Source organism: Alishewanella longhuensis (genome assembly GCF_014653435.1).
GTDB classification, from domain to species: domain Bacteria; phylum Pseudomonadota; class Gammaproteobacteria; order Enterobacterales; family Alteromonadaceae; genus Alishewanella; species Alishewanella longhuensis.
Map to the genome: position 1 here is coordinate 415,687 of NZ_BNAO01000003.1, position 14,255 is coordinate 429,941.

At 46.9% G+C, this 14,255-nt stretch carries 11 protein-coding genes; 6 read left to right on the top strand and 5 right to left on the bottom strand.

Annotated features, from left to right (window positions below; genetic code table 11):
* Nucleotides 1-43: 43 nt before the first annotated feature.
* Nucleotides 44-994 carry a 50S ribosomal protein L3 N(5)-glutamine methyltransferase gene (gene prmB, locus IE163_RS08915; protein ID WP_189432351.1) on the bottom strand — a complete coding sequence of 317 codons (951 nt, stop codon included), beginning with the start codon at nt 992-994 and terminating at the stop codon, nt 44-46.
* Nucleotides 995-1,081: 87 nt separating this feature from the next.
* Between prmB and smrB the strand changes: the two genes are divergently transcribed.
* The gene (gene smrB / locus IE163_RS08920) at nt 1,082-1,642 is read left to right on the top strand and encodes an endonuclease SmrB (RefSeq protein WP_229833499.1); all 561 of its coding nucleotides are present in this window, start codon (nt 1,082-1,084) and stop codon (nt 1,640-1,642) included.
* A 2-nt stretch (nt 1,643-1,644) separates the two neighbouring features.
* Here the strand turns inward: smrB and sixA are convergent, their stop codons facing one another.
* On the bottom strand, nt 1,645-2,136 hold the full coding sequence (gene sixA, locus IE163_RS08925) for a phosphohistidine phosphatase SixA (protein ID WP_189432356.1): 492 nt from the start codon (nt 2,134-2,136) through the stop codon (nt 1,645-1,647).
* A 202-nt stretch (nt 2,137-2,338) separates the two neighbouring features.
* On the opposite strand from sixA, the gene IE163_RS08930 reads away from it, so the two are divergent.
* The gene (locus tag IE163_RS08930) at nt 2,339-5,104 is read left to right on the top strand and encodes an insulinase family protein (protein ID WP_189432358.1); all 2,766 of its coding nucleotides are present in this window, start codon (nt 2,339-2,341) and stop codon (nt 5,102-5,104) included.
* Between the two features lie 236 nt (nt 5,105-5,340).
* Nucleotides 5,341-7,410 (top strand): putative bifunctional diguanylate cyclase/phosphodiesterase, encoded by a 2,070-nt coding sequence (locus tag IE163_RS08935; RefSeq protein WP_373297882.1) that lies wholly within the window; start codon nt 5,341-5,343, stop codon nt 7,408-7,410.
* A 25-nt stretch (nt 7,411-7,435) separates the two neighbouring features.
* On the opposite strand, the gene IE163_RS08940 is transcribed toward IE163_RS08935, so the two are convergent.
* Nucleotides 7,436-7,783, bottom strand: coding sequence for a MaoP family protein (locus tag IE163_RS08940; RefSeq protein WP_189432361.1), 348 nt, complete (start codon nt 7,781-7,783; stop codon nt 7,436-7,438).
* A gap of 129 nt (nt 7,784-7,912) precedes the next feature.
* Between IE163_RS08940 and IE163_RS08945 the strand changes: the two genes are divergently transcribed.
* Nucleotides 7,913-8,782 (top strand): LysR substrate-binding domain-containing protein, encoded by an 870-nt coding sequence (locus tag IE163_RS08945; RefSeq protein ID WP_189432362.1) that lies wholly within the window; start codon nt 7,913-7,915, stop codon nt 8,780-8,782.
* Nucleotides 8,783-9,136: 354 nt separating this feature from the next.
* On the opposite strand, the gene fadJ is transcribed toward IE163_RS08945, so the two are convergent.
* Nucleotides 9,137-11,281: a fatty acid oxidation complex subunit alpha FadJ gene (gene fadJ / locus IE163_RS08950; RefSeq protein WP_189432363.1), complete on the bottom strand. Its 2,145-nt coding sequence runs from the start codon at nt 11,279-11,281 to the stop codon at nt 9,137-9,139.
* Nucleotides 11,281-12,591, bottom strand: a complete 1,311-nt coding sequence (gene fadI / locus IE163_RS08955) for an acetyl-CoA C-acyltransferase FadI (RefSeq protein ID WP_189432364.1) — start codon at nt 12,589-12,591, stop codon at nt 11,281-11,283. The genes fadJ and fadI overlap by 1 nt, the downstream gene beginning before the upstream one ends.
* Before the next feature lie 290 nt (nt 12,592-12,881).
* Between fadI and IE163_RS08960 the strand changes: the two genes are divergently transcribed.
* Entirely contained in the window at nt 12,882-13,835 is a 954-nt protein-coding gene (locus IE163_RS08960) for an AAA family ATPase (protein ID WP_189432365.1), read from the top strand.
* On the top strand, nt 13,835-14,255 hold a 421-nt coding region (locus IE163_RS17800; RefSeq protein WP_229833500.1), incomplete at its 3' end, for a DUF58 domain-containing protein. The genes IE163_RS08960 and IE163_RS17800, both read left to right, overlap by 1 nt.

Here is a 14,255-nt window from a genome sequence, read left to right on the forward strand (position 1 = left end):
AGGCTCCGTCTTTGCTACCAGCGCCATAAACCAAGCGCAGGTTTTATTCAAACCAATGCTGATTGTCGATAAGGTCCTGCTTACTCAGTGTAAATACCCCTAAACCGCCAGCTTTAAATTCTAACCAGCGAAATGGGACGTCTGGATATCTATACTGCAATTCAACCATACTATTGCCCACTTCACAAACTAAAATGCCGTTGTCGCTAAGATGCGAAGCCGCATCGCGCAAAATTTGCCGGGTTAAGGCTAAACCGTCATGGCCAGAGGCCAAACCCAGCTCGGGTTCATGGCGGTATTCATCGGGCAGGTCCGCCATATCCTCAGCATCGACATAAGGCGGGTTTGTAACAATCAAATCATATTGCTGGCCGTTAAGGGCGCTAAAACCGTCGGATAATACTGGAAAGACCCGCTCCTGTAGCTGATGTTCGCTAATATTCAGGTCGGCTACCGTTAACGCCTCTTCACTGATATCTACCGCATCGACCTGCGCGTCTGGAAAGGCATAGGCACAAGCAATAGCAATACAACCCGAGCCAGTGCACAGATCTAAAATCTGTGTTGGTGCAGTGCCCGCAGGTAATACATTGGCAAATTTGTCGTTAATCAGCTCAGCAATAGGTGAGCGTGGAATAAGCACCCGCTCATCAACATAAAAAGGCAAATTGCAAAAGTAAGCCTGATGCGTCAGATAAGCTGCCGGTATACGTTGCTCAATACGCTGCTGTAGTATTGCAACAAAAGCCTGGCGTTCAGCCTTATCTAACTTAACGCTCAATAACTTATCATCGGTCAAAGGGGGTAAATATAAGACATGCGCTAACAGTACGGCAGCCTCATCCCAGGCATTATCAGTACCATGACCAAAGTACACACCCGCCTGATGAAAGCGGCTGACGGCCCAGCGCAGCCAATCATGCACCGTAAGCAAATCGGTCAACGTATGCTGTAGTTGCTCAGGATCAAAAGGTGATAGCGGCTGCTCAGTCATGGTATGCTGCACTCCAGAATTTAGATAATATTGATTAGACGTTCGCGCATGCAGAAAAAGCACTCCCCTGCTCACACAGTAGCAAAATTGCAAACTAGCCCACCGGATCCGGACGATCTGGCGCTGTTTCGCGACTTTGTTGCCGGCACCCGCCCCCTTGAGCAAGACAAGATAGCGCCAGTTGTGAAACGCAGCAAGCAAAAACGCCCTGCAGCGACCAGTAACAGCTCAACTGCTGAAAAGCTGTTCTTTTTTTCTGATGAGTTTGAAGTTTTTGCTGAGACTCAAGGTACATTATCTTATGTGCAAAATGGCGATGATCCGCATTTGGCCGGGCGCTTACGCCGGGGTGAACTTGAACCGCAAGTGGTGCTGGATTTACATGGCATGACGGCGCAACAAGCGAAAACCGAACTGGCCGGTTTACTTAACTACTGTGAGCAACAGCAACTTAACTGCGCCTGTGTGGTGCATGGTAAAGGGCTGGGGATTTTAGCCCGCAAGGTACCAAACTGGCTTATTCAGCACCCCAATGTGCGGGCTTTTCACACCGCCCCACGCAGTTGGGGTAAACATGGCGCCTTGTTGCTATTACTGAAAATTAACCAAAGCACCGAACAGCAATTTCGCGAACTTACCAGACGCTAATACTATACCGGCTGCAATAAACTCAATTCTAACGGCGAGTTGCGTTCAAGTAGCTTGCCCCCTCGTGCCGTGGTGTAACCAATACAGCAAAGTGACGCAGTACTGAAAATAGGTGCTTGCCCCGGCATGGTAAACGCTTCGACTAAAAAGCTGACTAATGGCATATGAGAGACCATCAAAACTCTGGCATCGGGCTCTGCGGCGAGCAACAGATCCAGTCGCTGCTGCAGTTTTACTGCAGAAGCCTCTGGCACCAACTCAGGCAAAACCTCAAGTTTGGCACCTTGCGGTAATCTCTCTAACATCAGCGCTGCCGTTTCACGGGCTCTAACATAGGGGCTTACCCAGACATAATCAAAAGCAGGGTAGGCCTCTGAGAACCAAAGCGCCATTTGTTGCACTTCGTGACGACCATGTTCAGTGAGCGTGCGCTGGCTATCTGTTGCTGCCAGGGGCTGTGCCTCGCCATGTCGCATGATGACGACGTTTATCATAAAAATGTTACCATACTGCTGTGTCTGTCCCGTTCCGTCCGCTGTTTATCAAATAAGCATGCGACAGGTGAAAATAGTGCGCTATGATAAAGAAAGTCTTTCGACAGTGTAACTGCTATTAAAGCATAAGATAGCGCTTGGTTATTACTTATCGCTATCAAACTTTGGTCTGATAAGCATCCGGATAAATTAAGGAACCCCTTTGCAGCACGCTAAGCTCATTAAAAGCCCAAATGATCCAAAACAATACCAATACCTGGTGCTAGCAAACGGCTTGAAGGTGGTATTGGTACATCAGGCTGATAGCGAAAAAAGCGCGGCGGCACTGACGATTAATGTTGGTCATTTTGATGATCCTTCAGAACGTGAAGGGTTGGCACATTTTTTAGAGCATATGCTATTTCTGGGGTCTAAAAATTATCCTGATGCCGGAGATTTTCAGCACTTTATCAGTGAGCATGGTGGCAGCCATAACGCCTGGACAGGCACTGAGCATAGCCATTTTTATTTTGATATTGAACATCATAGCTTTAATGGCGGCCTTGCCCGATTTGCAGATATGTTTAGCGCGCCCCTGTTTACCGCCAGTTATGTTGAAAAAGAACGGCAATCGATAGAGGCTGAGTTTTCGATGAAGCTTAAAGACGATAGTCGCCGCATTTATCAAGTACATAAAGAAAGCATTAACCCAGCACATCCCTTTGCTAAATTCTCTGTCGGTAACGCACAAACACTGGCTGATTTACCCAATGACAGCCTGCAGCAGGCCGTAAAGCGCTTTTATCAAGAGCAATACAGTGCCAACAGGATGACTCTGTGTTTGGTGGGGAATCAACCACTGGCCAAGTTAGCGCAGCTGGCTACGGATTATTTTTCAGATTTACCGCAGCATCTGCCGGCTAAGCCCGCTTTAACGACGCCGCTTTATTTAGCGGAGCAGCAAGGAATACAGCTTAATATCAAGCCTCATAAGAGTAGCAGCCGCTTGGTTGTTAGTTTTGCCATGCCGGATATCCATCCTTGGTATCCCTATAAGCTGGTGAGTTTTATTGCTCATTTATTGGGTGATGAAGGCGAGCATTCGCTACTAGCGTATTTGAAAAGTCGTGAACTTGTTAATCAGCTCAGTGCTGGTGGCGGTATAGATGGTAGTAACTATAAAGATTTCACCGTAGCCTTTGAGCTGACGGCGGCGGGTAAAGCACACTATCGGGATATTGTTGCGGCACTGTTTAGTAAATTGCGCTTGCTAACAGAGGCGCCCTTTCCTGAAGCCCTCTTTTTAGAACGACAACGCTTACTTAACTGGTCGTTTCAATTTTATGAACCGACCACCGCGTTGCAAACTGCCACCGATCTATCGCTGAATATGCAGTACTACCCGGTTGCCGATATCATCTATGGTGATTACCGGATGGAGCTGCCTCCAGAGGGATTATATCAACAACTGCTTGGCTATTTGCGCAGTGATAATATGCGCCTAATGCTCATCGCTGATGATGTGCCCACTAATAAAGAAGCGCGTTGGTACCACACCCCCTATAGTATTGAGTCACTACCCCAAACCTGGTTATTGCAGCTTAGCACGCAAGCAGCTAAAACAGCGCTGCGTTTACCAGCCCCTAATCGCTACTTAAAAACCGAAGTCAGCTTATTACCGTTATCAGCTCATATGACGGTGGCAAAACAGCTCGTTAATGAAACCTCACTAAGCATCTGGCATAAAGCAGATACTGATTTTCAAACCCCCAAAGGCCATATCTTTTTGCAGCTAACCTTACCCAATAGTTGTCAAACTATTGTACAACTTGCCGCATGTCGTCTTTGGGTGGAGCTGGTGCAAGATCGTTTTAACCAGCAACTTTATGCGGCAACCACGGCGGGATTAAATTACTATATCCATGTACATCGCCAGGGGGTGAGCATCCAGACTTCAGGTCTTACAGCGAATCAACTGCAATTGCTGGCTGATATTCTACAACAATTACCTGATCCCAACTTTAGCGAACAACGTTTTACAGAGCTTAAACAACAGCTTTGCCGGCATTGGCAAAACAGCAGTAAAAATAAACCTGTTGCCCAGTTATTTAGCCAATTATCCGCTTTGTTACAGCCGCAAAATCCAGAGCTAGCGCTGTTAGAAAGTACCTTGCAAGAGCTAAGCTTTGCGCATTTCCAACAATTTCAACAGCAATTATTACAACATCAACATCTCGAAGCCTTATTGGTTGGCAACTGGCCAGCATCCGCAGCTGAATACTTAAAACTATTATTACAGCAATGGCAGCAGCAACAGGCAAGCTATGGCAGTGCTATACCGGCCCGCCAGCATAGCATTGCCAATCTGGGTCCGGTATGGCTGAAAAGTGCTAATGATGAGCAAAGTGATCATGCCTTGGTTATCTATCTGGCAGCACAAGAAAAAAGCGCCGGGCAAATGGCCTGTTTTATGCTAGCCAATCACGTAATGTCACCACGTTATTTTCACCAACTTAGAACCGAGCAACAGCTGGGGTATTTAGTGGGTACGGGTTATGTGCCTATCAATACATTACCTGGCTTAGCTTTTTATATTCAATCACCCAATCACCCTGCCCCGACGCTATACCACGCAACGGTAACGTTCTTTCGGGAATTTTTGCAGCAGGTACAACAACTGAAAAATGACGAGTTCTGTACTTTTAAACAAGGTTTGTTAGCACAGCTGGCCGAGCGCGACACCAGTTTAAGTGCCCGTGCCAAACGCTTATGGCTGGCCTTGGGGCAAGGCGATTATCAATTTAGCTTAACCAGCCAAATTCAGCTAGCATTGCAAACCTTAGCCAAGCAAGATTTCATCGACTTTTTGGAAAAATTATTAGCAGCAGACTACGACGTCTTATTTTTAGCCACTGACCCAGCACCATTGCAAAGTTATGTAAAAACGATGAATAAAAATCAACTCACTAAAATATTAAGCCGTAGTTGAAATTGCTTTTGACAGCCTTGCCAATCTTCGTTAAGTTAAGCTAACTTGCAGTATATAAAAATAATAATGTGCGCTATCTAATAATCTTGCTCTTTAGCCTAATCACACTGGCTGTTTTTTCGTGGCCACTTGCCGCGGCGGTGTTTTCTTGGCAACAAATCCAACCAGTTATGCTATATAGCTTACTAGCATTAGCTATTGCAGCGTTACTGCTGGCGCAATTTAGCCTGGTGCGAATGCGCAGGTACCATAAAGCATTAGCCAAAAGTGAAGAACGCTTACGCTTGTCCATTTGGGGCAGTGGCGACGAGCTTTGGGATTGGGATCTGGAGTCCGGTGAAGTCTATCGCTCAAGCAGTTGGTTAGAAGCCGTCACCACTGAGGTTGCTTTAAAAGATTTTCCACCCAACAAAAACCTGATCCATCCACAAGATGTAGAACGCGTTGCTAACGCCTTGTCACAACACCTTGCCGGTAACAGCCCTTTCTTTGAAGCTAGCTATCGTTTATTGACAGCAAAAGATAATTATCTCTGGGTATTAGACCGCGGTAAGGTCGTTGCTTATAACGACGAAGGTAAAGCCCGTCGCATGACCGGCACGTTGAAAAATATCAGTCAACTCAAGCAGGCTGAAGCGCGCATGCAATTATTCTCACGCTGTTTAGAGAATATCTCTGATGCCGTTGTCATCTGTGACACCAAATTTAATATCATTGAAGTCAACCCGGCATACAGTAGTCTTACTGGCAAAAAACGGGACCAAGTATTACAAAGCCGCTTTACGCTTACGCTTTACCCAACCCGTTTTATGCAAGATATCGAAAAAACCTTGGTAAAACACAGCAGGTGGAGTGGCGAAGTTCGTGAACTGAAAACTAATGGTGATTACTATCAGGCAGAGCTGACCTTTGATGTGATTAAGGATGAACAAGGCTCAATTACTCAATATGTTGCCGTTTTTTCAGACATATCAGACCGCAAGCGCAGAGAAGCTGAACTCAGCCGCCTAGCCAACAGTGATACACTGACTGGCTTACCTAATCGCGCCGTATTTATGACTAAACTGGCCAGCCTGGTGACGAATACAACCGAACACGCCTTGCTGGTATTTGATTTAGATAATTTTAAAAAAATTAATGATTCGCTCGGCCATGAACTGGGCGATACCCTGTTATGTAAATTGGCTGAGCGCTTGCACAACAATAAAGTATTCCGGCAAAAACTATACCGTCTTGGCGGAGACGAATTTGCTATTTTGCTAGACAATACCAACGATATTCATGCTATTACCAGCGTAGCCAAGCTACTACTGCAACAAATCAATAAAGCCTTTGCGGTTGATCAGCATGAGTTAGTCGTTACCAGTAGTATCGGTATCGTCTTATTCCCGGAAGATGGTAAAGATCCGCAAGCCCTGTTGCGCAATGCAGATACTGCCATGTACCACGCCAAAAATGCGGGCGCTAACCGTTATTTATTTTTTAACGACACCATGAATAAGCAGGCAGTAAAGCGGCTACAAATTGAGAATTTGATCCGCCATGGTTTAAAAGAAGATTATTTTACCGTTTATTATCAGCCAAAAATGGATTTACTGACCGGCAAAATTGTCGGTATGGAAGCGTTGGTGCGCTTTATCACGCCCAAAGGGGGCTTGATTAGCCCTGGTAGCTTTATCCCCGTCGCAGAAGAAACGGGGCAAATCGTCGATATTGGTACCGTAGTGCTGCGTAAAGCCTGTCTGGATGTGAAACGCTGGCTAGACCAAGGATTGTTTCATGGTCGGGTCGCCGTAAATCTTTCAGCAAAGCAGTTTATGCTGCCATTTTTATGTGATCAAATTGACGATATTCTGCAACAAACCAACCTGGCGTCTTACCATCTGGAGTTAGAAATCACCGAGGGTACAGTCATGGAGTCGCCAAAACTTGCTATTGATACAATGAAAAAGCTGCGCGCTCGTGGTATTCACTTGGCAATGGATGATTTTGGCACCGGCTATTCGTCTTTAGCTTACCTTAAGCAATTTCCGCTTAACACACTAAAAATAGATAAAGCTTTTATTGATGATATGAGCAGCGCACGCGGCCGTAATATGGTAGATACCATTGTAACCATTGCACATAACTTAAGTTTGAGCGTTGTCGCCGAAGGGGTCGAAACACACGAGCAGCTCGAGCAACTACGCAAACTGCGCTGTGAAATTATTCAGGGCTACTATTACAGTAAACCGCTGTCTGCTGACGATTTCGCAGCCTTTTTAATGGCGCAAAAAAAACAGCGCCAGCCATTAATTTCAGTTTAATAAAAAAAGCCCGTTAGGGCCTTTTTTATTCAGTGTCGGTTTCTACGTAGGAGAAATCGTCGGAACCATCGGCAATACGTTTTTTGCCGAACACCGTATGAAATTTCCGCTTTTCAGCCAAGCGCTGCTTATACTTAAGCCAGGTTTTCTCAAATACTGTAGTGGCCTCAGATTCGCCGCGGCAGACCAGCAGAAAACGCTGCTCTTCCTCATTAATGGGCTCTCTTAATCCTTGCTCCAGTTGTTGCATTGCTAAACCATGTTTCTCTAGCAAATTGCCTTCTGCCAGAGTAAAGCGCCCGGACCGGGTAAAGCCACGTGGGAAATTCCGGTCATCGAAAAAGCGACGATTAGCGACAAAACTTTGCTGCATCACTTTTTTCCTCTCATGTCGTTGAATATCAAGCTAGCCAGTTTAAACTGTGCGGAGTATGGTTAACAAAATTCCTGTCGTAAAACAAAAATTTTTTATTGTTACGATAAAAATAAATAAGGATGCATTTTGGATACAGAGTTACTGAAAACCTTTTTGGAAGTGCAACGTACCCGGCATTTTGGCAAGGCAGCAGAAAACCTCTATTTAACCCAATCGGCAGTCAGCTTTAGGATCCGCCAACTGGAGCAACAACTTGGGGTGAACCTCTTCGTCCGGTATCGTAATAACATTCAGTTGACCGCAGCTGGCGAGCGCTTGCTCCCTCATGCACAAACGGTGTTAAGCGCATTACAACGGGCCCGGCACGATGTTGCCCTTAGCGCGCAGCAGCCCAGACAACTCGCTATGGCCGCGCCCACCACCATTTGGGATGCATTACTACTCAACACTTTTATCGACGTACAACAGCAAAAACCGGAATTGAGTTGGCGCACAGATCATCTTACTCGCGAGACATTAACCCGGCAGCTCCTCGAGCATCAGTTAGATTTAGCCATTTTATTCGACCCACCGAAGACTGATGAGATTAGCATAGAGAAGCTTTGCGAAGTACAGCTGATTGCTGTGACCAGTTGCACTGATGAGAGATTGACAGACTTAACGTCACAGCCCTATTGCTATGTAGACTGGGGTAGCACCTTTGAGACCCTGCATGGCCGCTTTTTTATTGAAAAGGCTCCAGTAAAACTACGCTGTTCCAGCGCCCATTTAGCGCTCAGCTGGTTGTTACAGGCTCCAGGCAGTGCTTACTTGCCAGAAATGATGGTAAAAAAACACCTTGCACAAGGCAGCTTGCGACAGCTCAGCGCAATGCCAACTATAGCGTTGGAGCTCTATGCCGCTTACTTAACTGATAACCAGTACAATCAAGAGCTACAGGCTGTGGTCGGCCTGCTACAACAACAATTTACCACGGCTCAGTTAAGTAATGCCTAGGACATGCCCTAGCTCACTAAGGTCGAAAAAGACTGGCATTTTTAACACGAGCCCGGTGAATCGCCAAGCGTTTGTAACTATTAAATAAGGGTAACAGCAAGGGGCCTGTAAATAGCGCTGCTACAGCCCATTGTAGCGCGCGCATGCCGCTACGTAACGCAGCAATATAAACCCCAATGACAACCATTAACCAAATAACAGGCACCATTAACACCTAAACCCCCTTGGAATACAACCCAATGTAAACGTAAAAGTTGCTACGCATTATATCAGAAATCTAGACGGCCAAACATTATTCTTTAGTATAAAAAAGAGCCCGCAGGCTCTTTTTTAATCGATGTTTATGACCACTATTTAGCTTGAATGATAAAAACGCTCACCTTGCTCAGCCATTTTTAATAACAGCGGACAAGGTGTAAAACGGGTACCAAAGCGCGCCTCTAGCTGACGCAAAGTGGCCACCAGGTTATTTACGCCCAGGCTGTCAATATAGCGGAATGGTCCACCCAGAAATGGCGGGAAGCCGATCCCAAAAATGGCACCAATATCACCATCCCTGGCTGAGGCAATAATACCCTCGTCCAGACAGCGCACCGCCTCATTAAGCATTTGTACGGTACAACGGCTGGCAATCTCATCGGCATTCAGTGCAGGTGCGGCAGTGACACCCAATACGCTATACACCGACTCATCAACCTGCTTTTTGCCTTTTTTCGCTGCTTTACCGTACAGATAAAACCCTTTTTCAGTTTTCTTACCCTTGCGACCATCCGCTAATAGTTTATCAAAAGCGGCGGGCGCAGCAAAACGCTCACCTAACTCGGTAGTCAGAATAGGTGAAATCTTAGCACCAACATCAATACCCACTTCATCTAGCAAAGTGACAGGTCCAACCGGGAAGCCAAACTGCACTAAGGCTTTATCAATTTTCTCTACCGGCTCACCGCCTAGCAGAATATTAGCGGCTTCATTCATATAGAGCGCTAAAATACGGTTAACATAAAAGCCAGCCCCATCTTTTACTACGATCGGCGTTTTACCTTGTCTACGGGCAAAAGCTACCGTGGTGGCAATAGTTTCCGGCGAGGTCTTATCATGAGCGATCACTTCTACCAGTGGCATTTTGTCTACCGGTGAAAAATAATGCAGACCAATCACATTCTCAGGCCGCTTCGCCTTCTCCGCAATTTTGTGAATAGGCAAAGAGCTGGTATTGCTAGCAAAAATGGTGTGTTCGCCACAGTGCTGCTCAATATCGGCAATCATTCGCTGTTTCAATTCCAGATCTTCAAATACCGCTTCGACCACCATATCGACATCATGGAAACCGCTGTAATCGGTAGTACCAGTAATTCTTAGCAATTGCTGCTGCATCTCAGCTTTGCTGATAAAACGCTTTTTAAATTTTTTATTTAAAATATCGAAGCTATATTTCAACGCGTTGCTAATGCCCTGCTCCGAAATATCTTTAATCCGCACCGGTAAACCGGCCTTGGTCGCTGTAACGTTCGCAATACCACCACCCATCAGGCCACCGCCTAATACCGCAGCTTTACGCACTTTGCGCGGTTTGGCATCGCCGGCACCGGATTCTTTTTTCATTTGGGTCGTGGCAAAGAAAATACTGCGTAGCGCGGCTGATTCTTCACTCATGCAAAGCTCACCAAAAGCTTTGGCTTCAGCGGCTAAGCCCTTCACATAGCCCTGCTCTACTCCAATTTGGATCACGTTAAGAATTTTTAACGCTGCCGGATAGTTGCCATGGGTTTTCGCCAGAGTCTGCTTAGTTGCCATGTTAAACACAAGCTTCCGCCCTGGTGCAGTTTGCTCTAGTAGCTTATTAATTAAACTCAGCTTTTTAGGTGCTGCTTTGGGCTTACCGGCCAGGGCTTTTTTAACCGCTGCCTCAAGTAGAATACTCTCTGGTACCACTTCATCTACCAACCCTAGCTTTTTCGCCTGAGCCGCGCGCAGTTGTTTGCCCGTCAAAATCATATCCAGGGCTTTTTGCACGCCGACTAACTTAGGCAAGCGCTGAGTACCGCCACTACCAGGCAGTAAACCCAGCTGCACTTCTGGCAATCCCAATACCGTTTTCGGGCTGCTGGTAGCAACGCGGGCGTGACAAGCCATTGCCAACTCTAAACCACCACCTAAACAGGGGCCATGAATAGCTGCCACTACCGGCAGGCGCAATTGCTCTAGCCGGTCAAACATTTGCTGGCCCATTTTAGCAATATTTTCTGCCTGCTCTGCCGTGGTGCAGCTATCCAGCATGCTGATATCGGCACCAGCAATAAAGGAATCTTTTTTACCGCTGATAAAGACCACTCCTTTAATGGTGCTGTCGCTGGCGATCTGCTTTAAGATCTGCTCAATTTCATCGGCAAAGGAGGCTTTAAGCACGTTCATGCTCTCGCCCGCAATATCCATGGTTAACAGGGCGACTTTATCTTCGCGTACACTTAAGGTAAAGCTTTGCGCTAGTTGCTCACTCATTATTCTGTCTCCACTATCATGGCAGCGCCGAGGCCACCTGCCGCGCAGGCGGTGGTTAATCCAATACCACCACCGCGGCGGTTCAATTCATTTAATGTTTGCACGATTAAGCGAGTACCCGTGGCAGCGAACGGATGACCATAAGCCAAGGAACCACCGTTGACGTTAAATTTTGCCATATCAATTTCACCAATGGCCTGATCCCGTCCCAGCTTTTCCTGCGCAAATTTACGGCTGGCAAACATTTTCATATTAGCGAGCGCTTGTGCTGCAAAGGCCTCATGCATTTCAATTAGCGTTAAGTCGGCCAGCGTTAGTCCTGCCCGATCAAGCGCCAGTGGTGTAGCATAAGACGGCCCCATCAACATATCGTCATACACATCTATAGCGGCAAAAGCATAACTGCGGATATACCCCAGCGGTTTATAGCCAAGTGCCTTAGCGCGGCCTTCGGTCATCATCAGCACCGCAGAGGCGCCATCCGTCAGCGGTGTGCTGGTGGCGGCGGTGACGGTGCCATGTACCCGATCAAATACCGGTTTTAATTTGGCATATGACTCGAGTTTGGAATCAAGCCGGATGTTGTTATCCATCTGCAAAAAGCGACTGTAGGGCTCAACATGCGCGGTCATTACTTCGCCAGCTAGCTTACCTGACTGCCAAGCTGCGGCCGCCAGGCTATGCGAGCGATGCGCCATTTCATCTTGTGCCGCCCGGCTAATGCCATGACTTTTTGCCATTTGTTCGGCCGTATCACCCATCGACAAGCCTGTGCTGTATTCTGCGACAGCCGGCGGTACCGGGAATAAATCTTTTAAACCTAAGCGACGGAAAATAGCTAATTTTTGACCAAAGGTCCGAGCTTTATTTAAATCAACCAGTGCACGGGCTAATTTTTTACTGACACCAATCGGCAGCACTGAGCTGGAATCGGCGCCACCGGCAATGCCGATTTGCGTGATGCCGGCCATCATTGATTCGGCAATATTCGCTACCGATTGAAAACTGGTAGCGCAAGCCCGGGTTACACTATAAGCGTCGGTATGGACCTGCATGCCGGTGCCTAACACTATCTCACGAGCGATATTGGGCGCTTCCGGCATTTGCACAACCTGACCGTATACCACTTGCTCTACTAAGGCAGGGTCTAGTTCAGAACGAATAAGTAGTTCATTGACGACTAGTTTCCCTAAGTCTAATGCTGAGACACCATGAAATTCAGTCGCTTGCTTAGCAAAAGGTGTACGTAACCCGGCAACGATAGCAATTCGTTCGCCCTGGCGAGTCGTTAGATTTATTGGCGCGGCCATAGTTATCCTCGTTAGCTGTGTTAGGCATTATCACAGGTCTGACCTCTGATATCTTAATTGATTGTAACCACTGTCAGCCAAAATTAAAACAGTTGTTTTAAAACTTAGCCTAAAGTCCGCACTATTCAAACCTCTTGTTTTCTGATGCAGGGAACCTTATAAAGGACTCACCGTCAAAGCCTAGCTGCTTTACCCAAACAGCTTTGAAGCACAAGTTTTGAAAAGCTGTTAGGATACAGGCTCTTGCTAAACAGAAATTACTTAATTAATCACTAAAAAGACAAATAACTATGGTTCAGGCATTTGCATCACTAAAATCTTATCTGGATAGTCAGGTTCTTGGGCAACCGGCACTCACCGAAGGCATCTTACTGGCGCTGTTGGCCAATGGCCACTTGCTGGTAGAAGGGCCTCCAGGTTTAGCAAAAACCCGCGCCGTTAATGCCCTGGCGCATGGCGTAGAAGGCGAGTTTCACCGTATCCAGTTTACGCCAGACCTGCTACCTGCTGATTTGACTGGTACCGACATCTACCGGCCTGAAACCGGACAATTTGCTTTTCAGTCTGGCCCTTTATTTCACAATATCATCTTAGCCGATGAAATTAACCGGGCCCCAGCCAAGGTGCAATCGGCTTTGCTAGAAGCCATGGCCGAGAAACAAGTGACGGTAGGCCGCAACACTTATAAGCTACCCGAGTTATTTTTAGTGATGGCAACTCAAAACCCGTTGGAGCAGGAAGGTACTTACCCTCTGCCTGAAGCACAGTTAGATCGCTTTTTACTGCACTTAAAAGTTGACTACCCAGATAGCAAAACTGAACTGGAAATATTACGTCTGACCCGAGCAGAAGCTCGGCATGATGCCATGGCAAAAGCCCCGCAAATTAGCCAAAATGATATTTTTGCCGCTCGCCAGGAAATTTTAAAACTGCATCTGGCAGAAAGTTTAGAACATTATATTGTGCAGTTAATTATGGCCAGTCGCCAACCTGCCGCCTACAGTGCAAAATTGGCGAGTTGGATAGGCTATGGCGCCAGCCCACGCGCCACCATAGCACTGGATCGCTGCGCCAGAGCAAGAGCCTGGTTAAATGGCCGCGATTTTGTTACCCCTGATGATATTCAGGCGGTGTTTCATAATGTGCTGCGTCATCGATTGATTCTCACCTATGCCGCTGAAGCAGAGGGCATCAGTACCGATCAGGTATTGGATGAAATCTTGCAACAGGTTGCCGTGCCTTAATGATCATGCAACACGCAAAGACAGCCGTACCGGCTGAAGTTACTACGACGCAGTGGTTAAACACCTTGCAAGCCGATGGCGTTAATTTGGCTTTGCCAGAGCTACTCTGGTATCAACGCCATACACAGCTATTAGATCTGCGCCCGACTATTGCTATTCAGAGTAAATTAGCAGGTAGTTATCTGGCCAAAAGCAAAGGCCGCGGTATGGAGTTTGACGAAGTACGGCATTATCAACCTGGTGATGATGTGCGGGCTATTGATTGGCGGGTCACCGCGCGCACCGGTAAGGTGCATACCAAGCTATTTCGGGAAGAAAAAGAACGGCCAGTATTTATCTTAACTGACTTAAGTGATGGCATGCGCTTTGGATCAACGCTACTGCTTAAATCTGTGCAGGCAGCGCACCTGGCTGCCATTA